The organism is Streptomyces sp. NBC_00286, assembly GCF_036173125.1.
In the GTDB taxonomy this organism is placed as follows: Bacteria; Actinomycetota; Actinomycetes; order Streptomycetales; family Streptomycetaceae; genus Streptomyces.
The window spans coordinates 7,703,958-7,727,961 of the sequence record NZ_CP108054.1 but is presented as its reverse complement, the minus strand read 5'-3'; the positions used below and the strand labels follow the sequence as shown (position 1 = coordinate 7,727,961).

Annotated in this window: 21 protein-coding genes; 4 read left to right on the top strand and 17 right to left on the bottom strand. The window is 70.2% G+C overall.

Annotation, left to right across the window (positions count from 1 at the left end; genetic code table 11):
• Positions 1-210: 210 nt before the first annotated feature.
• The 3 genes from OHT21_RS34890 to OHT21_RS34880 form a co-directional block, all read right to left on the bottom strand.
• Positions 211-888 carry a response regulator transcription factor gene (locus tag OHT21_RS34890; protein ID WP_328772243.1) on the bottom strand — a complete coding sequence of 226 codons (678 nt, stop codon included), beginning with the start codon at positions 886-888 and terminating at the stop codon, positions 211-213.
• Positions 889-1,049: 161 nt separating this feature from the next.
• The gene (gene macS, locus OHT21_RS34885; protein WP_328772242.1) at positions 1,050-2,273 is read right to left on the bottom strand and encodes a MacS family sensor histidine kinase; all 1,224 of its coding nucleotides are present in this window, start codon (positions 2,271-2,273) and stop codon (positions 1,050-1,052) included.
• Between the two features lie 50 nt (positions 2,274-2,323).
• Positions 2,324-3,127 carry a lysophospholipid acyltransferase family protein gene (locus tag OHT21_RS34880; RefSeq protein WP_328774341.1) on the bottom strand — a complete coding sequence of 268 codons (804 nt, stop codon included), beginning with the start codon at positions 3,125-3,127 and terminating at the stop codon, positions 2,324-2,326.
• 248 nt (positions 3,128-3,375) lie between these two features.
• On the opposite strand from OHT21_RS34880, the gene OHT21_RS34875 reads away from it, so the two are divergent.
• A complete protein-coding gene (locus OHT21_RS34875; protein ID WP_328772241.1) occupies positions 3,376-4,212 on the top strand; it encodes an alpha/beta hydrolase in 837 nt (278 codons plus the stop codon).
• Positions 4,205-4,927, top strand: coding sequence for a hypothetical protein (locus OHT21_RS34870; protein WP_328772240.1), 723 nt, complete (start codon positions 4,205-4,207; stop codon positions 4,925-4,927). The genes OHT21_RS34875 and OHT21_RS34870 overlap by 8 nt, the downstream gene beginning before the upstream one ends.
• 15 nt (positions 4,928-4,942) lie before the next feature.
• Here the strand turns inward: OHT21_RS34870 and OHT21_RS34865 are convergent, their stop codons facing one another.
• The 6 genes from OHT21_RS34865 to OHT21_RS34840 form a co-directional block, all read right to left on the bottom strand.
• The gene (locus OHT21_RS34865; RefSeq protein WP_328772239.1) at positions 4,943-5,698 is read right to left on the bottom strand and encodes an endonuclease/exonuclease/phosphatase family protein; all 756 of its coding nucleotides are present in this window, start codon (positions 5,696-5,698) and stop codon (positions 4,943-4,945) included.
• 230 nt (positions 5,699-5,928) lie between these two features.
• Entirely contained in the window at positions 5,929-6,882 is a 954-nt protein-coding gene (locus tag OHT21_RS34860) for an ROK family glucokinase (RefSeq protein ID WP_189321210.1), read from the bottom strand.
• A gap of 138 nt (positions 6,883-7,020) precedes the next feature.
• Positions 7,021-7,506: a DUF5304 domain-containing protein gene (locus OHT21_RS34855; RefSeq protein WP_328772238.1), complete on the bottom strand. Its 486-nt coding sequence runs from the start codon at positions 7,504-7,506 to the stop codon at positions 7,021-7,023.
• A gap of 162 nt (positions 7,507-7,668) precedes the next feature.
• Positions 7,669-8,838, bottom strand: coding sequence for an ArsA family ATPase (locus OHT21_RS34850; RefSeq protein ID WP_328772237.1), 1,170 nt, complete (start codon positions 8,836-8,838; stop codon positions 7,669-7,671).
• Between the two features lie 174 nt (positions 8,839-9,012).
• Positions 9,013-9,456: an SRPBCC family protein gene (locus tag OHT21_RS34845; RefSeq protein ID WP_328772236.1), complete on the bottom strand. Its 444-nt coding sequence runs from the start codon at positions 9,454-9,456 to the stop codon at positions 9,013-9,015.
• A 146-nt stretch (positions 9,457-9,602) separates the two neighbouring features.
• On the bottom strand, positions 9,603-10,394 hold the full coding sequence (locus OHT21_RS34840) for a metallophosphoesterase family protein (protein ID WP_328772235.1): 792 nt from the start codon (positions 10,392-10,394) through the stop codon (positions 9,603-9,605).
• Positions 10,395-10,712: 318 nt separating this feature from the next.
• Here OHT21_RS34840 and OHT21_RS34835 point away from each other — a divergent pair, with 318 nt between their 5' ends.
• Positions 10,713-12,509 carry an AMP-dependent synthetase/ligase gene (locus tag OHT21_RS34835; RefSeq protein WP_328772234.1) on the top strand — a complete coding sequence of 599 codons (1,797 nt, stop codon included), beginning with the start codon at positions 10,713-10,715 and terminating at the stop codon, positions 12,507-12,509.
• Between the two features lie 22 nt (positions 12,510-12,531).
• Here OHT21_RS34835 and OHT21_RS34830 read toward each other — a convergent pair whose 3' ends face one another.
• A complete protein-coding gene (locus OHT21_RS34830) occupies positions 12,532-14,118 on the bottom strand; it encodes a GMC oxidoreductase (protein WP_328774340.1) in 1,587 nt (528 codons plus the stop codon).
• A 95-nt stretch (positions 14,119-14,213) separates the two neighbouring features.
• Positions 14,214-15,356 carry a glycosyltransferase family 4 protein gene (locus tag OHT21_RS34825; RefSeq protein ID WP_328772233.1) on the bottom strand — a complete coding sequence of 381 codons (1,143 nt, stop codon included), beginning with the start codon at positions 15,354-15,356 and terminating at the stop codon, positions 14,214-14,216.
• Positions 15,357-16,131: 775 nt separating this feature from the next.
• On the opposite strand from OHT21_RS34825, the gene OHT21_RS34820 reads away from it, so the two are divergent.
• Positions 16,132-17,370: a glycosyltransferase family 87 protein gene (locus OHT21_RS34820; RefSeq protein ID WP_328774339.1), complete on the top strand. Its 1,239-nt coding sequence runs from the start codon at positions 16,132-16,134 to the stop codon at positions 17,368-17,370.
• Here OHT21_RS34820 and OHT21_RS34815 read toward each other — a convergent pair.
• The 6 genes from OHT21_RS34815 to OHT21_RS34790 form a co-directional block, all read right to left on the bottom strand.
• Positions 17,358-18,527: a hypothetical protein gene (locus OHT21_RS34815; protein ID WP_328774338.1), complete on the bottom strand. Its 1,170-nt coding sequence runs from the start codon at positions 18,525-18,527 to the stop codon at positions 17,358-17,360. The two genes, OHT21_RS34820 and OHT21_RS34815, sit on opposite strands and share 13 nt — an antisense overlap.
• 63 nt (positions 18,528-18,590) lie before the next feature.
• Entirely contained in the window at positions 18,591-19,619 is a 1,029-nt protein-coding gene (locus OHT21_RS34810) for a C40 family peptidase (protein ID WP_328772232.1), read from the bottom strand.
• A 202-nt stretch (positions 19,620-19,821) separates the two neighbouring features.
• Entirely contained in the window at positions 19,822-20,865 is a 1,044-nt protein-coding gene (locus OHT21_RS34805; RefSeq protein ID WP_328772231.1) for an alpha/beta hydrolase family protein, read from the bottom strand.
• A gap of 32 nt (positions 20,866-20,897) precedes the next feature.
• Positions 20,898-21,929: a C40 family peptidase gene (locus OHT21_RS34800; protein ID WP_328772230.1), complete on the bottom strand. Its 1,032-nt coding sequence runs from the start codon at positions 21,927-21,929 to the stop codon at positions 20,898-20,900.
• Between the two features lie 352 nt (positions 21,930-22,281).
• Positions 22,282-23,631: an NYN domain-containing protein gene (locus OHT21_RS34795; RefSeq protein ID WP_328772229.1), complete on the bottom strand. Its 1,350-nt coding sequence runs from the start codon at positions 23,629-23,631 to the stop codon at positions 22,282-22,284.
• A gap of 34 nt (positions 23,632-23,665) precedes the next feature.
• A complete protein-coding gene (locus tag OHT21_RS34790) occupies positions 23,666-23,905 on the bottom strand; it encodes a hypothetical protein (protein WP_165340765.1) in 240 nt (79 codons plus the stop codon).
• Positions 23,906-24,004 lie beyond the last annotated feature (99 nt).

The following is a 24,004-nucleotide window of genomic DNA, read 5'->3' as shown; positions in this document are numbered from 1 at the left end:
AGTCCCTTCGCCGCGGTTGCCTGATGGAGGTCACGCTAATAGTGATCCAGGTCACTTAGGCATGGGGCGGAAGGTCAATTCCGGTGAATTGTGCGGAGATTGATCTTCGAGGTTCACTCGAAGGTGGGTGCCGGGTGGATGGGTTGACTCGGTGCCGGTTGTTCGCGGCTGACGGCTGGGCGGGCGGTGGCTTGGCTCTTGGTTACTCGTCTACTCGTCGTCGAGGCCTCGCTCGATTGCGTAGCGGACGAGTTCTACGCGGTTGTGGAGCTGGAGTTTGCCGAGGGTGTTCTGGACGTGGTTCTGGACGGTGCGGTGGGAGATCACGAGGCGTTCGGCGATCTGCTTGTAGCTCAGGCCCTTGGCTACCAGGCGCAGGACCTCCGTCTCGCGGTCGGTCAGCTGGGGGGCCTTGGGCTCGTCTGCGCCGGGGGCGGGGGCGGGCTCGGAGGCGAGTCTGCGGTACTCGCCCAGGACCAGGCCTGCTAGGCCGGGGGTGAAGACGGGGTCGCCTGCGGCTGTGCGGCGGACCGCGTCGATGAGTTCCTCCGTGGAGGCGGACTTCAGGAGGTAGCCGGTGGCTCCTGACTTGACTGCTTCCAGGACGTCGGCGTGTTCGCCGCTTGCGGAGAGGACGAGGACGCGTAGGGCTGGGTTGGCTCCGACTAGTTCCTTGCAGACCTGTACGCCGGGCTTGGCGGGGAGGTTCAGGTCCAGTACCAGTACGTCGGGGGTGGCTGCCTGGGCTCGGCGTATTGCCTGGTCGCCGTCGCCTGCCGTGGCCATTACGTTGAAGCCGGCCTCGGTCAGGTCGCGAGCCACGGCGTCCCGCCACATGGGGTGGTCGTCTACCACCATGACCTTGATCGGGCTTTGCTGGTTACTCATCGTTGCTCCCGCTTCGTGGCTTTCTTTTCCCCAGCCCCGCCCTTTCCCGGAACTGGGGGCTTCGCCCCAAGGCCCCCATGGGTCGTGTTTTGGCTGAGGGGCCGTCGTGGCTGGTCGCGCCCGCGCGGCGGAGCCGCACATTTATACAGCCCCGCGCCCCTTCAGGGCGCGACATCCTCACGTCGACTTTTCGGTGCCCTTAGTTCTACTTCCGTGCCTTGCCCGGGTATTGAGATCAGTTCTGCTGTGCCGCCTATGTCTCTTAGGCGGCCTCTGATCGAGAGGGCTACGCCCATGCGGCCCTCTCCCTCGGCCTGGGCCAGGCGGCCCTCTGGGATGCCGGGGCCGTCGTCTCGGACTGTGACGATCACTGCGTCTGGTTCGTCCTCGATCAGGATCCAGGCTCGGACTGTTTCGCCTGCGTGGCGGTGGACGTTGTCCAGGGCGGCTCCTACCGCTGCCGCCAGTTCCTTTGCCGTGGAGGGGGGCAGGAGGACGGGGGCGCCGGGTTCGGAGAAGGTGACCTTCGCGGTGGCGTACGGGGTCAGCAGGGCGCGGAGGTCGCGGGGGGCGTCCTCGGTCTCGTCTGACTCTTCGGGTTCGTCGATCGCGCGTACCAGGGCTCCCTGTGTCGCGTCCTCCGAGACGCGGGAGGGCGGGAGGCCGCCGGAGACCAGGGTGCGCAGGGCTACCTCCTGCTCGCCTGCCATACGGCCCAGTTCCGCCGCATCGCCGCCCAGCGCCGAGCCGCGGCGCTGCACCATCGCGAGGACCTGGAGGACGCTGTCGTGGATGTCGCGGGCCAGGCGCTCGCGCTCTCGCGTCGTGGCCTCGATCTCCAGGGCGCGCGCGAGGGTGCGTTCGGAGGCTCGGGCGACCTCGACTACGTATCCGATGGCGATGGAGGCTACCCAGACGAGCAGCACGTTGTGGAGGGTGTCCTGGCTGAGTGCTCCGCGCTGGACGACGTTCGCGATGCCTACAAGCGTCGATGCGAAGGCCGCCCAGCGCCAGCCGCCCTTGATCGCGAACGCCAGGACCGAGCCGGCGGTCCATATCGACGGCAGCGTCGGCCCACCGGTGACGATCCGGTCGTGGGAGTCCGCGACCGGGGTGAGCAGAATGCCGGTGAGCGCCACGGTCAGGTCGGCGGCCAGGAACCGCTTGGTGCAGCTCGCCTCGTTGGCCACCTTGGGCAGCGTCGCCAGCGTCCACACGAAGAGCACCGAGAGGAAGGCGATGGCCACTTCCGGCCGGGGGAACTCGTCATAGGCGCTGACGAAGAGCCCGATCGCGTAGCACATCGTCAGTACGCGGTAGGCCGAGAGCGCGCGCCACAGCGGCTGCTCGACCGACATCCTCATGACTCGCTCGCGCTTGGCCATGTCCCCCGCCCCCCTTGACCTTGACGACAACCCACCCCAGACGGACGCGCCTAGGACCCGGACCGTTCCTTCCCGGCCGCCTTGTCCGTTTCCTGTCCGCCCGCTTCCTGTTCGGCTGCCTTCTCGGCGTCCTGTTCCTTACGTGCCTGCCCTGCCTGCCTCTGCGCCTGTTTCTCCGCCTTCGCCGCCTCCGCGAGCTGCCGTTTGGCGGCGGTCGCGTAGATGTCGACGTACTCCTGGCCGGAGAGCCTCATGATCTCGTACATGACCTCGTCGGTCAGGGCCCGCAGTACGAACCGGTCGTGCTCCATGCCCTGGTACCTGCTGAAGTCCAGCGGCTTCCCGATGCGGATCCCCGGGCGCATCAGCTTCGGGACGACCTTGCCGGGCGGCTGGATCTTCTCGGTGTCGATCATGGCGACCGGGATGACCGGCGCCCCGCTGGCGAGCGCCACGCGCGCGAGGCCGCCGGGCTTGCCCCGGTAGAGGCGGCCGTCGGGTGAGCGCGTGCCCTCGGGATAAATGCCGAACAGCTCTCCGCGCTCGAGAACGTCGAGGCCGCTCTTGATGGCCGCCTGTCCCGCGCCACGGGCTCCGGAACGGTCCACCGGAAGCTGTCCGACGCCCTTGAAGAAGGCGGCTGTCATACGACCCTTGATGCCGGGCGTCGTGAAGTACTCGGCCTTCGCGATGAAGGTGACCTTGCGGTCGAGGACTGCGGGCAGGAAGAAGGAGTCCGAGAACGACAGGTGGTTGCTCGCCAGTATCGCGGGGCCCTCCGCGGGTACGTGCTCGAGGCCTTCCACCCAGGGCCTGAAGGCGAGCTTCAGAGGCCCTCCGACGGCAACCTTCATCGCGCCATAGATCACCCGACTGCCTCCTGTGTCCGTGGATCAGACCCTAACCCGGAGCACTGTCAAAGGACCCGACGGCCCTGGTCGGTGTCAGTGCCGTCGCGTACGGTGAAGTACACCTCGAAGTCTCGGGGTGATCGTCTTGTCGCCCCTGTCGGATGAACACCCCTGAACGCCCCTGAACACCCTTTGAGACATTCCTTGGTACGTCCCTTTGTACGCCCCTTCAGACGAACAGGAGACCGAAGGTGCCGGTCCTTCCTGGAGCCGAACCGTACCGCCACGACGGCGGAGAGGTCGGCGTCCTTCTCTGTCACGGCTTCACGGGTTCCCCGCAGTCGCTGCGCCCCTGGGCGGAGTATCTCGCCGAGCGCGGTCTGACCGTCTCGCTGCCCCTGCTGCCCGGACACGGCACACGCTGGGAGGACATGCAGCTCACCGGCTGGCAGGACTGGTACGCGGAGGTGGACCGCGAGCTGCGCGCCCTGCGTGAGCGCTGCTCCCGGGTCTTCGTCTGCGGACTCTCCATGGGCGGCGCGCTGGCCCTGCGGCTGGCCGCGAAGCACGGGGACGCGGTGAGCGGGATCGTCGTCGTCAACCCGGCGAACAAGGTGCACGGGCTGTCCGCGTACGCCCTTCCGCTGGCCCGCCATGTCGTCCGTACGACGAAGGGGATCGCCAGCGACATCGCCAAGGAGGGCAGCGTCGAGATCGGCTACGACAAGGTTCCGCTGCACGCGGCGCACTCGTTGCGGAACTTCTTCCGGCTGGTCGACGGCGAGCTTCCGCAGGTCACGCAGCCGCTGCTGCTTCTGCACAGCGTCCAGGACCACGTGGTGCCGCCGGCCGACTCGGCGCGGGTGCTGAGCCGGGTGTCCTCCACGGACGTACAGGAGATCGTGCTGGAACAGAGCTACCACGTCGCGACGTTGGACCACGACGCGGACCGTATTTTCGAGGAGAGCTTCGCCTTCGTCGAGCGGCTGGCGCCGGAAGCCGGCAAGCAGCCCGACGCGGTTCGGATGGACCAGTCAGGTCAGGCAGGTCAGGTGGGTCAGCAGGAAGGGACGGCCACTGGTGGCTGAGCACGACGCGGACCGCGAGCCCGAGGAGAAGGACGCGCCGCCCGGCGAGGAACAGGGGCCGTCGTTCGACGAGGCCGCGGCCTGGGCTGCGATCGTCGCCGGGTACGGCGAGGAACCGCCGGACCCGCCCGGCGCCAAGCCCTTCAAGTCGGTCGAGGACCTGGCACTGCTGGAGTCCGAGACGAACGACGCGAAGGGCCCGGACGAGCCGGACGGCACCGACTCCGAGCGGCCCGGGGACACCAAGGAGAGGCCCAGGGGCTCGGAGGCGTCCGAGGGTTCCGACGGCGATACGAGGGACGATCAGTCGACGGCCGGCAAGAAGGCGGACTTCAGAAAGGGGGACGACAAGCCCGCCGGCGAGAAGCCGCTCGGCAGCTCCGTCGCCTTCCCGCCCGGGGTCGGGGGCCCGCGTGACTACCAGGCGCCGGAGCCCTCCGAGGAGGACTTCGACGCGGACGACGAGGGCCACTTCGTACCGCCCGAGCCGCCGCCGCTGCCCGCCGCGGACACCACGGCCAAGTTCGCCTGGCTCGCCGTGCTCGGCGGCCCCCTTCTGCTGCTGCTCGCCGTGCTGTTCGACTGGCACATGACCTGGTGGCTGGCCACGCTCGGCATCGGCGGCTTCGTGGGCGGCTTCGGCACGCTGGTCCTGCGGATGCATCCGGGCGACGAGGACGAGGACGATGATCCGGGGCGCGGCGCGGTGGTGTGACCGCGGTCCGCGCTCTTACTTGTGGGCGGGCACTCTGAGGGCGGCCAGTACGGGCAGATGGTCCGTGGCCGCCCTCAAGTCTGTTTCCGTGACGCCCGGTTGCCCCAAGGGGACGCCGCAGCCCAGGACTTCGATGCCGTCGGTGGCGAAGAGGGCGTCGATCCGCTGATGCGGGGCGGTGGGCGTGGAGGTGTACTCGCCGCCCCAGGGGGCGACCGCCCAGCAGTCCTGGAGTTCGGTGGCGAGGCGTTTGAACGTACGGCCGCCGGGGCGTTCGTTCACGTCGCCGCCTGCGATCGCGTACGGCGCTTCGAGTGCGGCCAGGCGGTCGAGGAGCATGCCGCCCTGCTCGTGGCGTTCGTCCTTCTGCAGCGAGAGGTGGCAGCTCAGTACGCCGAGGCGGGCGGCTCCGAACCGTACGACCGCGGTGGCGAAGCCGCGGCGGTGGAGGCCGGGAGTGAGGGGCAGGAGTACGTCCTCGCTGCGCTCGACTGTTGCCCGGAGGGAGGAGAGGAGGGCGGGGCCTGATGCGGTGGCCCCGCCGGAGAGGATCACCTGGCCCGACGCTGCGGCCAGGCGGGCCAGTTTTTTCCGCCAGCGGAAGAAGCGGGGGGCTTCTTGGACCAGTACGAGGTCCGGGGCGCAGGCGCGGATGACTCGGGCCAGCGCCTCGGTGTCGTCGCGCATGGAGCGGATGTTGTAGCTGAGGACTCGGATGACGGCTGAACCGTCGGGTTCGGTGTGGGAGGTTGGGAGCGGCGGCGTTGGCATGCGGTCAATTTACGGTTGGACCGCGGGTGGGGGCGCCTAATAGCTCGGGGAGCGGGGGTTGTGGGCGACTGACGGTTGTCTGTGGCTTGTCGCGCAGTTCGCCGCGCCCCTACCGGCGGTGGAGCGCGGGTTCGCCTGCAAGCTGAGCGTGGCTGGTCGCGCCCACGCGGCGGAGCCGCAAATCGACACAGCCCCGCGCCCCTTACGGAGCGGCTCCCCTGAACCCTGCGTTACATGATCGGGTCCGGCTCCCTCGCCAGGTCTGCTGCGCCTACCAAGCCCGCCTTGTTGCCTAGCTGTGCGGCGATTACGTCGGCTACTGGGCGCCAGTTTCCGCCGACGAGCCACCTCTTGTACGACTTGCGGATGGGGTCCAGGACCAGTTCGCCCTCGTCTGAGAGGCCGCCGCCGACGATGAAGGCGGAGGGGTCGAAGAGGGAGGCCAGGTCTGCCAGGCCTGCGCCTGCCCAGCGGGCGAGTTCGCGGTAGGAGTCCACGGCTACCGGGTCGCCTTGTCGTGCCGCCATCGAGATGTGCTTCCCCTCGATGCCCTCGGGGGTTCCGTCGCCCAGGGAGAGGAGGATCTCGGCGTTTTCCGGCGTGGCGTTGGCGCGCTGCTTCGCGTAGCGGACGAGGGCGCGGCCGGAGGCGTACTGCTCCCAGCAGCCCTGGCTGCCGCAGCCGCAGAGGAGGCCGTCCGGCACAACCCGGATATGGCCGAACTCGGCGGCGACGCCGAAGTGGCCGCGACGGAGCTTGTTGCCGATGATGATGCCGCCGCCCAGGCCGGTGCCGAGCGTGATGCAGATGACGTTGCGGTGGCCCTTGCCCCCGCCGAACTTGTACTCGCCCCAGGCGGCCGCGTTGGCGTCGTTCTCCACGACGACCGGCAGGCCCACCCGGCGCTCGACCTCGTCCTTCAGCGGCTCCTGGCGCCAGTCGATGTTCGGCGCGAAATAGACCGTGGAACGCTGCCGGTTGACGTACCCTGCGGCGCCGATGCCCACGCCGACGATCTCGTGTCCGGCACGGGCGCCCTCGACGGCGGAGGCGATGGCGTCCACGATGGCCTCGGGCGTGCCCGGAGTCGGCACCTTGTGGGTCGAGAGGATGTTGCCTTCCTCGTCGACCACGCCGGCCGCGATCTTCGTGCCGCCGATGTCGACGCCGATGGTGAGTCCCATGAATCCCTCAGTTTCGGTCGAGCCCCGCTACGGCCAACCTTATCCGAGGGCCTGCCGTCGGCTTCCCGTCGTCCGCCCGCCGGACAGGCGGGAAGCCGACGGCAGGGCCTCCGGGGATTGCAGGGCGTCCGGGGGATTTCAGTCCAGGTCGATGTGCTCCCCGGGACCGGAGTCCTCGTCAGGGCGGTGCGGGGGCTGGTCCTGGGTCCAGCGTCGCTCCTGGGACTCGACGGCGGAGCGGTAGGCGGCGAGGAGTTCGTTGCCGGCCGCGGCCAGGTGGTCGAAGAGGTCGGGGTTGCGCTCGATCACGGGCTCGACGGCGGCCTTGGCCTGCTGCACGACCTGGTTCACCATCTGCTGGGCGGCACCGCCGGCCACGGCGCCGAGCAGCGGCGACTGCAGTCCGGACAGCCGGTCGGTGACGGTGTCGAAGAACTTGCGCAGTTCCTCGCCGGCCGAGCCGGGAGGCGGGCCGTACTGGGCGCGGCGGCGGGCCTTCTCCGCGGCCAGGTCCTCCGCGCACGCCGTCGCCCAGGCGTCGGCGTCGGTCGCTCGCACCTCGCTGCCGTGCGCCTTCTCGAGGGCGTCCTCCGCGGCGTCGGACGTGGGGCGCTCATCGCTCATGGCGGACTCCAAGCATTGGCTCTGTGTCTCTCGACGTTACCCGAACGGGATGTGCCGTTCACCGTCTCCGGCGGCCAAGAATCCCGTACGGGCACGTACTCGGCCAACCCGGCCAACTCAGTCAACGTACCGAAGCCACCGTCACGTTCCCCGCAGCCACCGTCACGTTCCCCGCGGCCACAGCTCCGGGTCCGGTGCGAAACGGATGCGCAGCTCGCCGTCGCGCAGGGCGGCGCCGTGCACGGTGCAGCGGCAGAGGGCCGAGGGGAGCGGGACGATGCGGTGGAACGGGCCGACGGTGACGACGAGTTCGTCGCCGCGCCGGATGAGCTCGAGGTCGTCCCGTACCGCACCGGGCAGCGGGATGTGCCAGACGATCACGCCGTCCGCGGAGAGCCGGTCGGTCATCGTCCACTCGACCGGGCGCGGGGCCGGGCCCGCGCCGGGCACGGGCAGCGCGGTGAGGTCGTCGGGTCCGCGCGGATCGCGGCCGAGGTGCGGCACCTCACACACCTCGTACGTGCCCCGCCACTCGTCCAAGGCCTTGCGCTGCTGGGCCGCGAGGCCCGCGAGCCAGGTGTCGGGGGACGATTCGGGCAGGACGCGGTTCGCGATCAGGGCGTCGGGGCGCAGTCCGCGCAGGGCGAGGCCGGTGGTGGCGGTGCGTACGGCGTCGGTGCCGGCCGGGCCGGGCTCGGCGACCAGCCGTACGGTCGTCGACCGGTCCGCCAACACCGCCTCCACCGCGGCGAGTTCGAGGTCCCAGCGGGCGGCCGTGTCGTACAGCCGGTCCGCGGGCATCGGGACGCCGGCAAGGCGGCCGAGTACGGGCCGCAGGGCGCGGGCCGCTTGGCGCTCGGCGGGGAGCAGGCGGCTGAGGTAGCGGCGCAGTTGCTCGGGGAGGGCGAGGAGGGCCAGCGCGTGGGGGGTGGGGGGCAGGTCGACGATCAGGAGGTCGTACGTGTCTGCCGTTGCCGCGTCGCGGAGGGCGCGGAGGAGGGCGAGTTCTTCGGCGCCGGGGAGGGGGGTGAGTTCCTCCGCGTCCAGGCGGGTGGCGCCGAGCAGGTCCAGGGCGGAGGCGGCCCTCTCCTGGAAGGCCAGGAGGTCTTCGCGGAAGTCCTCGCCGGCGTCTGGGCGCCAGGTTGTCAGGTTCGGGTCCGCCACCGCGGGGGTTGGGGCGGTGGGCCGGCCCAGGGCGGCGCCGGGGGTGTCTGTGCGGTCTGCGCTCAGGAGCAGGGTTTTTGTGCCCTGGCGGGCGGCTTTTAGTGCCGTGGCCGCGGCGATGGTCGTGCGGCCGGAGCCGCCGGGGCCGGTGACTAGGACTGTGCGCATGCGCTCCGCTCGGGGTTACTTATCGTTGAGCCTTGCTATGACTGCACCCGGTACTGGTGTGCTGTGCCCACCCGTTCCGCCGGCGCGGAACGATTGCCCACAGCGGGCAGCGGTAGCGGCGGGCTGCCCGCAGCGGTCACAGCGGTGCGGCGCGGCCGCCCACAGCCCGGGCGGCTACTCGCCGCCCGTCTCCACCCTCTTCTTCAGGCCCGCCAACGCCCTGTCGATGATGACCTTCTCCGCCTTGCGCTTGATCATGCCGAGCATGGGGATCTTGACGTCCACCGTCAGTTTGTAGGTGACCTCGGTGGAGCCCGCGCCCGCCGGCTTCAGGATGTACGACCCGTCCAGGGAGCGGAGCATCTGGGACTTGACCAGGGTCCAGGAGACCTCGTGGGGGCCGGTCCAGGTATAGGCCAGGACCTGGTCGTCCTTGATGGCGCCGGCGTCCATGACCAGGCGTACCTGCTCGGCGCGGCCCTGGTCGTCGCTGGCCAGGACCTCGGCCTCCTTCACCTCGCCGGTCCAGTCCGGGTAGCGCGCGAAGTCGGCGATCACCCCCATGACGTCGGCCGGTGCCGCCTCGATCGTGATACTCGAGCTGGTGTGTTCCGCCATCGCTGTGGCTCCTCCAGATGCGGTCCGGACAAAGAGGGGTGTTTCTCAACGTTCCTGAGGTTCTACCTGCGGATGCAGCGTGAAGGCTACCGCGTGACGGCAGGCCACCCGTCGCCGGGAGTCCCAGGACGTCACCACTTCGGACATCACCACTCCAGAACCCACGGCTTTCCCGATCCCGCGAAGTGCCCGACGTTGACGCACTCGGTCGCCCCAAGGCGCATCCGCCGCACCAGCGGCTGGTGGACGTGCCCGAAGAGGGAGTACCGCGGGCGGGTCTTCCGGATCGCGTCCAGCAGCGCCCGGCTGCCCCGTTCGAAGCGCCGCGCCACCGTGTCGTAGACGAGCTCGGGGACCTCCGGCGGGATGTGCGTGCACAGGACGTCCACCTCGCCGAGGGCCTCGATCTTGGCCGCGTACTCCTCGTCGCTGATCTCGTACGGCGTGCGCATCGGCGAGCGCAGGCCCCCGCCGACGAAGCCGAAGGTCCAGCCGCCGATCTCGACGCGCTGCCCGTCGAGCACGGTGGTGCCGGGGCCGGCGTATTCGGACCACAAGGTCGGCATGTCGACATTGCCGTACGTGGCGTACGTCGGCGTGGGAAAGGCGGCGAACAGCTCGGCGTACTGCTTGCGTATGGCCTTCTCGATGGCCGAGCCGCGGTCGACACCCGCCCAGAGCCGGTTGCCGAACTCGCGCGCCTCCTCGTAGCGGCGGGCGGTGCGCAACTCGACGATGCGGTCCGCGTTCTCGGTGCCGAACAGGTCGGGGAAGATACCGCGCGAGTGGTCGGCGTAGTCGAGGAAGAGAACGAGGTCGCCGAGACAGATCAGGGCGTCCGCGCCGGTTCCGGCTCTGGCCAGGTCACGGGCGTTTCCATGGACGTCACTGACGACGTGGATCCGCGTCCTGGGGGTGCCGCCTTGAGTGCCTGCCATGGCGATCAAGGGTAAGCGCGTGGAGCAAAGGTGTGTAGACAAGGTGTGCAGACGTGGCCGGACCTGCGGTGACTTCGCGGGGCGTCCCATACTCGATTACGCTCGTCCGGGAAAGGTCCGGACGCGTGACGCCGTTGTGACGCGGGGAACATCTCCCCCGGGCCCCTGTCGCAGAAGTGGTACCGACGGGTAACCTCCGGGCAGTCCCGTGTACTCAGGGTTTCAACAACTGAATCCCCGAGTGCCCGCCCGAGCCTTGGACCGCTCCGTCGCAACACACGAGGTCGTGGCGTCGGCGCCCTATGAGGAGCAGCAGTCTTGCGCGAGTTCAGCCTTCCGGCTTTGTACGAGGTCCCTGCGGACGGCAATCTGACCGACATCGTCCGCAGAAACGCCGCGCAGCATCCGGATGTCGCGGTCATCGCCCGCAAGGTGGGCGGCAGTTGGACGGATGTCACCGCGACCGTGTTCCTCGCCGAGGTGCAGGCCGCCGCCAAGGGCCTGATCGCGTCGGGGGTGCAGCCCGGCGACCGGGTCGGCCTGATGTCCCGTACGCGCTACGAGTGGACGCTGCTGGACTTCGCGATCTGGAGCGCGGGCGCGGTCACCGTGCCGGTGTACGAGACGAGTTCGCCGGAGCAGGTGCAGTGGATCCTCGGTGACTCGGGCGCGACCGCCTGCATCGTGGAGTTGGACACCCACGCCGCGTCCGTCGAGTCGGTGCGCGACCGGCTGCCCGAGCTGAAGCACGTCTGGCAGATCGAGGCGGGCGGCATCGAGGAGTTGGGCCGCGCGGGCAAGGCCGTCGCCGACGAGACGGTCGAGGAGCGCAGTTCGCGCGCCAAGGCGGACGACCCTGCGACGATTGTCTACACCTCCGGAACCACCGGCCGCCCCAAGGGCTGTGTGCTCACCCACCGCAGTTTCTTCGCGGAGTGCGGCAACATCGTGGAGCGGCTGCGGCCCCTGTTCCGTACGGGCGAGTGCTCGGTCCTCCTCTTCCTGCCGCTCGCCCATGTCTTCGGGCGGCTCGTGCAGGTCGCGCCGATGATGGCGCCGATCAAGCTGGGCACCGTCCCGGACATCAAGAACCTCACGGACGAACTGGCCTCGTTCCGGCCGACGCTGATCCTCGGTGTGCCGCGGGTCTTCGAGAAGGTCTACAACTCGGCGCGCGCCAAGGCGCAGGCGGACGGCAAGGGCAAGATCTTCGACAAGGCGTCGGACACGGCGATCGCGTACAGCAAGGCGCTGGACACCCCGTCGGGCCCGTCGCTCGGCCTGAAGATCAAGCACAAGACGTTCGACAAGCTCGTCTACAGCAAGCTGCGGGCCGTGCTCGGCGGCAAGGGCGAGTACGCGATCTCCGGCGGCGCCCCCCTCGGCGAGCGGCTCGGGCACTTCTTCCGCGGCATCGGCTTCACGGTCCTGGAGGGCTACGGGCTGACCGAGTCCTGCGCGGCCACGGCCTTCAACCCCTGGGACCGGCAGAAGATCGGTACGGTCGGCCAGCCGCTGCCCGGCTCCGTGATCCGGATAGCGGACGACGGCGAGGTACTGCTGCACGGCGAACACCTGTTCAAGGGGTACTGGAACAACGAGGGCGCCACCGAGGAGGCGCTGGCCGACGGCTGGTTCCACACCGGGGACATCGGCACGCTCGACGAGGACGGCTACCTCAGGATCACCGGCCGCAAGAAGGAGATCATCGTCACCGCGGGCGGCAAGAACGTCGCTCCGGCCGTGATCGAGGACCGTATCCGCGCCCATGCGCTGGTCGCGGAGTGCATGGTCGTCGGCGACGGCCGCCCGTTCGTGGGCGCGCTGGTCACCATCGACGAGGAGTTCCTGGGCCGCTGGTGCGCCGACCACGGCAAGCCGGAGGGTTCCACCGCGGCGTCGCTGCACGAGGACGCGGACCTGCTGGCCGCGATCCAGTCGGCGGTCGACGACGGCAACGCCGCGGTGTCGAAGGCGGAATCGGTGCGGAAGTTCCGCATTCTGTCCTCCCAGTTCACGGAGGATTCGGGCCACCTGACGCCGTCCCTGAAGCTCAAGCGGAACGTGGTGGCGAAGGACTACGCGGACCAGATCGAGGCGCTGTACCAGAAGTAGCCGACCCCGGTCGTACGACGGCTCATGGCGCGGTGTCCTCGGCGAGGACCCGCGCCATCGTGCGTTCGGCGAGCGCGGTGATCGTCACGAGCGGGTTCACTCCGATCGAGCCGGGCACGAGCGAGCCGTCGGTGACGTACAGCTTCGAATACCCCTTCACCCGGCCGTAGTTGTCGGTCGCCCTGCCCAGCACACAGCCGCCGAGCGGGTGGTACGTGAAGTCGTCGGCGAAGATCTTGCTGGGTGAGCCGAACAGGTCGTACCGGTAGATCGTCGAGTTCGCCGAGTTGATCCGGTCGAACAGCTTCTTGGCCATGGAGACGGAGACCGCGCTCTGGGCGGCCGTCCAGCCGAGCCGCACGCCGCCGGTGCCGCTGTCGTACGAGAACGACGCCCGCTGCGGGTTCTTGGTGAGCGCCAGGTAGAGGCTGACCCAGTGCTCGAGGCCCGTGGGCAGCGGGGCGATCTCGGCGAAGACGGGGTTGGCGGTGTTGGCCCAGTCGTCGATGGCCATGACGGGCATGGTGGACTGGTTGGCCCCGACGGTGTCCCACAGGTGGTTGGCCCGCCCGAGCATCACGTTCCCGTTGGTCCCCCAGCCGCTGCCGACGCTCGCGTCCAGTGCAGGAAGCGTCCCCGTCTCCCGGGCGCGGACGAGGAGTTCGGTGGTGCCGAGGCTGCCGCCGCCGAGGAAGAGGTACGTGCAGCCGTACTGCTTGGTCTCGACGACCGTGCCCGTGGCGTCGATGCGGTCGGCGGTCAGGACGTACGTGCCGTCGGCGGCCCGCTCGATCCCGCGCACCTTCTCCATCGTGTGGATGGTCACGTTCCCCGTCCCCAGCGCCGAGGCCAGGTACGTCTTGTCCAGGCTGCGTTTGCCGTGGTTGTTGCCGTAGATCACCTCCTGGGCGAGTGCCGACCTCGTCGCGGTACCGGCGGCCTCGCGCTGCATATGGCCGAAGTCGTAGACGCTCGGCACGAACGTGGTCCGCAGACCGGTGTTCTGCGCGTGCTTACGGGACACACGTGTGAACCGGTACCACTCGGTCGACTCGAACCAGGCGGGATCGACGGAGTTGACGCCGAGCACGGACCGGGCGCGCGGGAAGTACGTCCCGTACATCTCATCCGCGTCCACGGTGGGGAACTGCTCGGTGAAGTACGACCGGAGCGGGGTGACCGCCATGCCACCGTTGACGAGCGAACCGCCTCCGACTCCCCGCCCGACGAACACGGACATGTTGGCGAAGCGCACACGGTCCAGGACGCCGGGGTACCGGCTGATGTCCCGGTTGACGACGTCCAGCCACAGGAAGGTGGCGAGCGGTGCCTCGGTACGCGTGCGGAACCACATGGACCGCTGGTCCGGGGCGGCCGTGGAGCAGAAGACCTTGCCGTCGGGGCCCGGCGTGTTCCACAGCCGGCCCATCTCGAGGACGATCGTGCGGATGCCGGCCTGACCGAGACGGAGGGCGGCGACGGCGCCGCCGTATCCCGAGCCGATCACGATGGCGGGAGCGTTGTCGACGGCGGCGGGTTCGGCGGCCGACGCCGACTGCAGACCGATGCGGGTGAGACCGGACGCGGCGGCGGTCTGGAGGGCGACCATGCCCAAGACCTGACGTCTTGTCAGCTGATGCTGCATCAGTTTTACTGTCATGTGCGCAGCATGTGCGGATTATCCGGTTCCGCCTAGGGCTCGCGCTACAGCAACGTCCGCAATTTCTCCGCCAGCAGATCCCAGCGCCACGTCTCCTCGACCCACTGCCGCCCCCGCTCCCCCATCCGACGACGCAGCTCCGCGTCGCCGAGGAGGGTGGTGATGCGGTCGGCTGCCGCCTCGGGGGAACCGCCGCGGACGACCCAGCCCGTCTCGCCGTCCAGCACCGCGTCCGGCGCACCGCCGGAATCGCCGGCGACGACCGGCAGGCCCGTTGCTGAGGCCTCCAGGTAGACGATGCCCAGACCCTCCACGTCGAGCCCGCCCCGGCGGGTCCGGCAGGGCATGGCGAAGACATCGCCCGCGCCGAAGTGGGCAGGCAGCTCGGCCCAGGGCACGGCCCCGGTGAAGTGCACGGAGTCGGCGACCCCGGTCTCGTAGGCGAGCCTGCGCAGCTCCTTCTCGTACGGGCCACCGCCGACGATCAGCAGGACGGCGTCCGGCTCCTTCGCGAGGATGCGCGGCATGGCGAGGATGAGCGTGTCCTGCCCCTTGCGCCGGACGAGCCGCGAGACGCAGACGACCACCGGGCGGTCGGTGAGCCCGAGCCGGGCCCGTACGGCGTCTCCGCCCGAACCAGGGTGAAAGGTCTTCTCGTCGACACCGGGCGGCAGTTGGACCATACGGCCCGCGGCCGCGGGCGTGAGGGCGGTGGCGATCCGTGAGCGGGTGTACTCGCCGAGGTAGGTGATCGTGTCCGTGGACTCGCCGATACGGCGCAGGAGTTGGCGCGAGGCGGGCAGCTGGGCCCAGCCTGCCTCGTGGCCGTGCGTGGTGGCGACGAGGCGCTCGGCGCCGGCTTTGCGCAGCGCGGGCGCCATCAGGCCGAGCGGGGCCGCCGCTCCGAACCACACCGAAGTGCAGCCGTGCCCGCGCAGCAGCCCTGCCGCCCGCCGGGTGACGGCCGGCGTCGGCAGCAGCATCGTCGTGCGGTCGCGTACGACGGTGAAGGGCTGCTCGGCGTCGAAGGCGGCGGTCGCCTCGATGCCGGCGCGTCCGCGTTTCCACGTGGACGCGTAGACGACGAGTTGGTCGGAGTCCAGGCGTAGCGCCATGTTGTGCAGGAAGGCCTGGATGCCGCCGGGTCTGGGCGGGAAGTCGTTGGTGACGATCAGGGTTTTGTGCATCGCGGTTACGACTCTAGCGAGTTGCCTCCGGCGGTTGGGCGGGGTGCTTACCGGGGGGTGAGTTCGGTCCGTTGGCGACTGCGGGTGCGTTGTGGCTTGTCGAGGAATTCCCCAGCCCCGCCCCTTCCCGAAACTGGGGGCTGCGCCCCAAGGCCCCGCTGCCTACGGCGGGTGGGCGCCTACCGCGGGTGGGTGGGGTGCCTACCGGGGCGGTGGGTGACAGTCGTGTCGCGGCTGCGGGTGCGTTGTGGCTGGTCGCGCAGTTCCCCGCGCCCCTGGAAAGCCTGCGACTGCCCGCACCCGGAAGAGCAAGCGAACCGAAAAAGCCCCCGCCCCGAAGGGGCCTGCGCCCCGTACCCGTCCGCACGGAAAGCCCGGACCCCCGACTGCCCGCTGCTTCCCGTCGGCGGGAGGGGACGTGGGCCGGTGCGTCGTATGCCCGTCGCTTAGCTTCGGTCTGGGCACACCAGAACCCTGTGTCAGCACGGGGTCGTATGCCCTGTTGGCGACGGGCTGACGCACCGGCCCGCGGCCCCGCACCCACCAACCACCCAAGGGGCGCGGGGCTGTGTCAATTTGCGGCTCCGCCGCGTGGGCGCGACCAGCCACACACAACCCGCACCCGCGACACGAAGTGTCACCCACCACCCCCTGGCGGGGGCCTGGGGCGCAGCCCCAGTTTCGGGAAGGGGTGGGGCTGGGGAAAAGAAACCTCGCCCAAAAACACGTCATCATGGCAACGCACAGCATCCCCACGAAACAGAACTGGGCGGCCATGGCACACGCGAGGGCGACAAGCACGTACGGGCTGCTCGCGGTCTGGACCCTCACCAGAATCCTGCTGCTCATCTTCGTCTTCAAGGTGATCGTGTTCCCGGGCCCGGACGTCACGACCGACGTCGAGGGGATCTACCAGGGCTGGTACGTCACCCTCCGCGACGGCACGTTCCCGCTGAGCGACGTGGCCTGGCAGTACCCACCCGCCGCCGCCCTCCCCATCCTCTCCCCCGCCCTGCTGCCCTTCCTCGACTACGCCTCGGCGTTCTTCGTCCTCGTCTGCCTCACCGACGCCTGCGTCCTCGCCCTGCTCCAGTACGCGGGCCGCCGCCCCGGCCAGAGCCCACGCGGCGCCTGGGTGTGGACCCTCGGCGTCCCCCTCCTCGGCCCGACGGTCTACGCCCGCTACGACGTGATGGTGACAGCCGTCGCCGTGGCGGCGCTCCTCGCGGGCCTGCGCCGCCCACGGCTACTCGGCGCCCTCGCGGCCTTCGGCGCGCTCCTGAAGGTATGGCCGGCCCTGCTCCTGGTGGGCACCACGAAGCGGAAGCCCTGGGCCGCCGCGGCGGTGACGGCCGTGGCGATCGCGCTGGCGTTCACCGTGACGATGCCCGGCGCGTTCGCGTTCCTGACCGCCCAGCGCGACCGCGGCACAGAGGTCGAGTCCCTCGGCGCCCTGGTCTTCCACGTAGCCCGGCACTTCGGCTGGGAGGGCGAGGTGCTGCTCAACTACGGCTCCATGGAGTTCGTCGGCCCTTACGTCGGCGTCGTGAGCACCGCGGCTCTCATGCTGGCCATGCTCGCCTTCGGCTGGCTCCTGCTGTGGCGCCTGCGCGCCAGGCGCTTCGCGCCGCACACCCTCTCCGACGCCGCGTTCGTGGCCGTACTCCTGTTCACGGTCACCAGCCGGGTGATCAGCCCGCAGTACCTGGTGTGGCTGATCGGCATCGCCGCCGTCTGCCTGCTGTTCCGTGAGAGCCGGATGACCCTGCCGGCCGTCCTGCTTCTCGCGGCGGCGTTCCTGACGGTCCTGGAGTTCCCCCTCTGGTTCGGCCATGTCGTGGCCAGCGACGCTCTGGGCGTCACCGTCCTCTTCCTCCGCAACGGCCTGCTGGTCGCCGCGACGGCCATCGCGGCGGTACGCCTGTGGCGCGACACGGTGCCGCACGAGCGCCCGGCTCCGGAGCCCGGCCAGGCGCCCCCGCCCCGGACCGAGCAGCTGACTCAGCCGAGTTGAGAGGCGAGATACGCCCGCCACTGCTCGGTGAACTTCTCCGGCGTCGTCTCCAGCACCTCCCCCATTGCGGCCTCCACCGCACCCTCGCGCGAACCGTGCGCACCCACCGCGCGGTAGAACTCGCCGAGGCGCACCTCGCCCCACCGTTCGGCGATCAGCCGGCAGGCCATCCAGCCGGCCTCGTACGCCTCCGCCAGCCCGCCCGCCTCCCCGCCGAACTCGAAATCCTTGTCGGCCGGGAGCCCGCCGGGGGCCCGCCCGTCGCGCACCGCGTCGCGCAATTCGGGGGCGCCCTGTACGGGGGTGCGGCCTGTGCCGCGGTAGCCGACCCAGTCCGCGTAGCCCTCGGAGAGCCACAGGGGGGTGGCCGCCGTGGTCTGGGCGCGGGTGGCGACATGGGTGGTCTCGTGGGTGAGGACGACCTGCCGGCCGAAGCCGCCGAGGACGGCGTACGCGTCGGGGTTGACCACGATCCGGTCCGCGGGCGCCTTCGCCGCGCTTCCCGTCTCGCCGGTGGTGACGGCCGCTATCCCCCGGTATCCGGACGCGGGCGCCCCGAGCAGCTGAGCCATCTCGTCCAGTGACTTCGGTACGAGGACGACGACCCGTCCCGACCATTCCTCGCCCCACGCCTCCTGGACCGCCGGCACCGCGCGGTCGGCCAGCTGGGCGTACCCGCGCAGGGCCCTGGCCGTCTGCCCGACACCGAGGACGAGGCTGTGCTCCCCGCGTACGACCTCGACGGCGCCCTGCTCCCACAGCTGCTCGCTGGCGTCCTCGGCGGGCCGGTCGGCGGCGACGTACCAGTGGCCGTCTTCGCGTCTCAGGCTCAGGGTGCGGGCGGCGACGAGGGGCGCCTTGTCGTAGCCGGCTATGCGGTAGCTGAGGTCCGCTTCGGCGGTGGCGCGGTCGCCGGAGCGGTGGAAGCCGGTCACGCGGTAGGACCAGGACTCCAGCGGCAGGGCCCGCAGCCGCTCGAACTCGGTGCGGGCGGCGGCCGGTTCACGGCTGGGCGCCCACGTGGCGACGTACGCGCTCCCGTTGCCGTCGAGCACCGCCTGAGCCCGCCGGTCGAGCAGCCGCTGGGCGTCCGTGGCGGCGGGGTCGGGGGCCGTCGAGCCGCAGGCCACCAGACCGGCCAGCAACAGCCCGATCATCCACCACGGCACATGCGTACGACCAGCCACAAGTCCTGATCGTACGGGCCGTCGCCGCTGAGGTCAGGGGCGCGTCACGGACGAGATCGGCATCATGCCTACGGGGTCGTAGCGGACGGGAGCGCCCGGGTAGGGCGCGTGGATCACCTGGCCGTTGCCCATGTACATCCCGATATGGCTGGCGTCGCTGCGGTAGGTGACCAGGTCGCCGGGCCGCGCCTGCGAGAGCGGCACCCGGTGGCCGGCGTGCGCCTGGGCCTGTGAGGTGCGCGGCAGGCCGACGCCGGCCTGCGCGTACGACCACTGCATGAGGCCCGAACAGTCGAAGCCGGTGGGCCCGTTGGCGCCCCAGACGTAGGGGCGGCCGACGGCCGAACGGGCCGCGGCGACGGCGGCCCGCGCGCGCGCGGAGGGCGGGACGGCGCCGCCGAGGTCGGGGAGGCGGCCGGAGCGGGAGGCGCGATCGTAGGCGGCGCGCTCCTGGTCCGGCATCGCGTTCAGGAGCTGCCGCGCCTCGGTGAGCTTCCGCTCGACGACGCGTTTGTGGCGGGTGACGGCCACGCGGCTCTTCTCCAGCTCGGCGAGGTCGCGGGTGGCTTCCTTGCGTTCCTGGGAGAGCTGCCTCATGGCGCTCCGAAGGTCCTTGAGGGCGCCTGCCTGGCGGACGCCGATCCGGTCGAGTACGGCCGCCTTGTCGAGGTAGTCGTCGGGGTCCGCGGAGAGCATCAGCGCCAGGGAGGGGTCGAGGCCGCCCGAGCGGTACTCGGCACCGGCGAGCGAGCCGATCGCGTCCCGCATGGTGTTGATGCGGTCCTGTTGGCGGGCGATCCGGTCCTGGGCGGTGGTCACCTTCTCGCGCAGGGCGTCCGCGCGCTCACCAGCCTTGTTGTGCGCCTCGGTGGCCCGCTCGGCCTCCGCGTACAGCCGGTCCATCTCGGCGCGTGCGTCGTCCTGAGGCACGGCCGGTGAGGGCGGTGTGGCGCCCGCCGGGACGAGACCGAGGGCCGCTGCCGCGGCGGACAGTACGCAAACGGTGGCGCTGCGGGCGCCCCGGTCGAGACCGGATGGTGCGGGACGGCGATGAGAACCCACGGAAAACCGCTCTCCCTTCCGCTGACGAACCCCCTGAGTCGGGGGAAGCGCGCCAGACAGTAGCCGCGCGACTACGCAACGAACAAAGCCCTGGGCGTGCACACACCGTGACGTCCCGCCTCAGACGCAGGTCACCGGCGGGACGTACGGCCGCCGGGGAGCGACGGAATTCCCCCGTTCGGCCGGTGGTGACGGGGAGCGCTCAACGCAGGTGGCGCTCGAAGAACGTCATCGTCCGGTCCATCGAGTCCGGCCAGCGCGGCGCGAACGTGTGCCCCTCACCGGCGTACATCACGAACTCGACGCTCTTGCCCGCCGCTTCGAAGTCGGCGACCACCCGCTCCGACCAGGCGATCGGGCAGGTGTCGTCGGCGGTGCCGTGGTGGACCAGCAGCGGCTCGGTCACGCGGTCTACGTAGGTGAGCGGCGAGACCTGCTTCCAGAACTCCGGGCTCTCCTTGGGGGTACCGTGCTTCGCCTCGATCTCGGCGACGATCGGATCGCCGTTACGGCGCTGGAAGTGGTCGATGTTCTCGGCCGGACGTGAGCTCACGGGCGCGAAGACCACCGCGGCGTCGAAGAGGCCGGGCGCCACCACCAGCGTGTTGTAGACCACGCCGCCGCCCATCGACCGCCCGAGGAGGCCGATCCGCTCTCCGTCGATCTCCGGCCGGCCGGACGAGTGCAGCGCCATGGCGGCTCCGATGACGTCCTCGGTGTAGCCGAGGCGGAGGTTCACGTCGTTGTCGGCGTCGCGGTCGGAGTCCGCGTGGTTGCGGTAGTCGGTGTGCAGCACCACGTAGCCGTTACGGGCCAGCAGGTCCTGTTCACGGGCGAGGCCGCGCCCGGTGGTGTAGATGGCCGGGTCGATGTAGCCGTGGGCCAGCACCAGCGCCGGGAACGGGCCCTTGCCCCGCGGGATGTTCATCAGGCCCGAGATGGTGAGCCCGTTCGCCTCGTACGTGACCGTGTAGCTGGTGTAGGCGTCGGTGCGGGCGCGTACGGCGCCGAGCCGCAGGTCCGAGCCCGTGTGCTTGCGCGCGATCAGGCCCGGGATCGACACCGGGTTCGCCGGGGAAGGGCTCGGACTGGGCGTCGCAGCAGGGGACTTGCTGGCCGCGCGGGACGACGCCGGTGGATTCGTACGCCCGGCTTCGTCGCCGTCGTCGCTTCCGGTGCAGCCGACCGCCGCCACCAAGGCCAGTGCCAGGGCGGCGGCGATACGGGCCGTGCCCACTATCCGCATGCGGCCCAGTATCGCCCGAGCCGCGAGGGAATTCAGATGCGGACGCCGAACTGGAAGGTGCCGATGGTGCTCATCGACTCGAAGCGGACCACGGTGCCCGGCTTCGGGGCGTGAATGATCGTGCCGTTGCCCGCGTACAGGCCGACGTGCCCGAGGTTGTTGAAGAACACCAGGTCGCCGGGCGCGAGCTCGCCGCGGCCGATCTTCGTGCCGTCGTTGTGCTGCGTGTACGTGGTCCGGGTGATCCCCACCCCGGCCTGGGCGTAGGCCCACTGGGTCAGCCCGGAGCAGTCGTAGGAGTTGGGGCCGCTGCCACCGGAGACGTACGGCTTGCCGAGCTGGGTCTCGGCAGCGGCGAGGGCGGCGGCACCGCGGCCGGAGGCCGGCTTCTCGTTGCCGAGGTCGACGCGGTCCCCGGCGGAGCGGCTGGCGCGCTGCTCCTCGGCGGCGAGTGCCGCCTTCTCCTTGGCGGTGAGGGTATTGAGAAGCTTCTGCGCGTCGGAGAGCTTGCCCTGGATCTCCTTCTTCTTCTCGCCGAGGGTCTTGCGGGTGTCGGCGAGGTCCTTGAGCTTCTCGGCGGCTTCCTGGCGCTGCTGGGCGAGCGTGCGCTGCTTCTCCTGGACCTTCTTGAGCGTCTCGACCTGCTGAGAGCTCATCTGGTCCATCGCGGACGCTTTGTCGAGGTAGGTGTCCGGGTCGGAGGACAGGAACAGTTGCACGGAGGGGTCGATGCCGCCCGTGCGGTACTGGGAGCTGGCCATCAGGCCGAGGCCGTCCCGGAGGTCGTTGAGATCGCCCTGGCCGCGTGCGACCTGGTCCTGGAGGGTGTCGATCTCTTTCTCGAGCTTGTCCTGCTTCTCCTTGGCCCCGTTGTACTTGTCGGTGGCCAGCTCCGACTCGTGGTAGAGCTTGTCGACCTTGGCCTTGACCTCGTCCTTGCTCGGCTTCTCGCCGGGCGCGGCGTTGGCCGCCTGTGAGGTGAGGGCCACGGCGGCAGCGGCGGCGGTGGTGAGCACGGTCACGCGGGTGCGGCTCGGCTGCTTAGGTCGACGGTGGGACGCCACGTGGGCGAGCTCCTTCATTACCTCAGCCGCCACCGAGAACACCGGTTGGCGGGGCCCCTCCACCGTCGCTCCCGATAAGCGATCACCCGAGTGGAGGTTCGAGGCCAGACCTTAGTGATCCTCCTGTGATCAGATCAAATCCTTGCAGGAAAAATCTCGGCTACCGAGCGTTTTCTTTACACCGAACTCACATGCGGTCATGCACGCTTGACACTACGTTGCGTATAGATCACGTCAATTCGGGCAAGCGGCACAGAGGTTGCGATTGGGATCTACGGTCCTCATGGGGCGTACGCCGCAAAAGCTCCGCCGCGCTGGAGGCGGCCGGGTCGCCTTCCCCGGACGGGCGGAGTCAACCCCGCGAAAAGCGCTTGAGCAGCACCGCCGAAGCCACCGGCCGCGCGCCCGCTTTGGCCACTCCGTCGGCCACCTCCCGGTCGGTCGAGGCGACGATGACGGGCCGGCCGGGCGGCTCGGCGCGCACCAGTTGGCGGATCAACTCATCGGCGGTGACGCCCGCTTTGGAGAACAGCACGCGTACGCCGCGCGGTGGCGCGAGCAGTACGGGGGCGGCCAGTTCGGCCCCGTCGAAGACGCAGGTGACCTCGGCGCCGGTCTGCGCGGCGAGCTGCGAGAGCTGACCGAGGAGGCGCAACCGCTGCTTCTCCAGGGGCATTTGGGGATAGCCGGTCTTGGTGACGTTGTAGCCGTCGACGACCAGATGCGCCTGCGGCAGCGCGAGCAGTTGGTCGAGGATCGCGGGGTCGTTGTCGGACAGTGCGCGGGCGGCGATGTCCTTCGGGGTCATCCGTCCCGGTTCGTCCGCGTCCACGGTCTCGGCGGGCCGCATCGACACGGGCGGCAGGGCCAGCTCGCGCCGCAGTCCCTGTGCCGCGTCGAGCACGGTGTCGAGCAGCAGTCGTACGCGCATGTCCTCGACGCTGCGGCCCTCCCGCGCCGCTCTGCGGGCGGCCTCCAGGGCGGCCTCCGTCTCCCCGAGCCGTGCCTTCAGCCGCCGGGTCTCGCTCTCGGCGGCCGACACCTGGGCCTGCCCTTCGGCGCGTACGGCCTCGATCTCGCCCCGTGCCTTCCGCAGGGCGGCCTCGCCGCGCTTGACGTCGCTGAGGGCGGAGCGCAGCTTGCGATGCAGCGACTCGGCTTCCTTCTTCGCCGATTCCAGCTCCGTACGCAGCCGTTCGGTCTCGGCCTTGGTCTGGCCGCGGGCTTCGGCGAGTTCCTGGCGCAGCCGCTCCAGTTCGGCGCGGTTCTCCTCGTCGGCGCGCTCGGCGTCCGCCCGCTGGGCCTCCTCACCGGCGGCGGTCACCAGCTTCACCCAGCCCGTGGGCCGGAGCACATAGGCCGCGGCGGCCACGTCGAGCGGGTCCGCGGCCGGGGGCGGCGAGCCCGAGTCGAGGGCGCCGGCGAGCTCCGGCTGGGCCTCTCGGAGCCGCTCGCCGATCCGCTGCCGGAAGAGCGGATCGGTCTCCAGGGCCGCCGCCATGGCGTTGCCGGCGAACTTGGCGCGGCGGGTCGGGGTGAAGCGGGCGTACTGCCGCAGCTGGGTGGGCAGCTCGGCGACCGTCAGCCCGCCGAAGCCGTCCGAGACGATCTGTACGACCCTGCGGCGCACTCCGTCGGGCATCGGGCGGTCGAGCACCTCAGCGGCGCCGTCGGCCGGCTCCCCGCCTGTGGTCTCCACCATCGGTCACCCCAATACCTCGACGGGGCCCGCTCCCTCAGGAGCCGGCGCCCGGCCTGTCCACGAGTTCCACCTGATCCACCGCATTGCACCAGCGACAGCGCACCGACTCGATGGTCTCACTGACCACCTCCTGCTCCTCGACCTTCGGCTCACCGGCCAGATCGAGGTGCACGTACTCCACGACCTTCGACGAACGGGTCACGTCGAAGCGCGTGAGATTGCCGCAGAGCGTGCAGCGCCACCGGGTCTCGGCGGTCGGCAGGGGAACCGTCATCGTCGCAGTCGCTCTCTTTCGTCGGTGCTTCGTTCCGCGCCGGGCGGCGCCGGAGCGTGTTGGCTCGTAACCCTACGGCCTGGCGTGTAGTCGACGCCC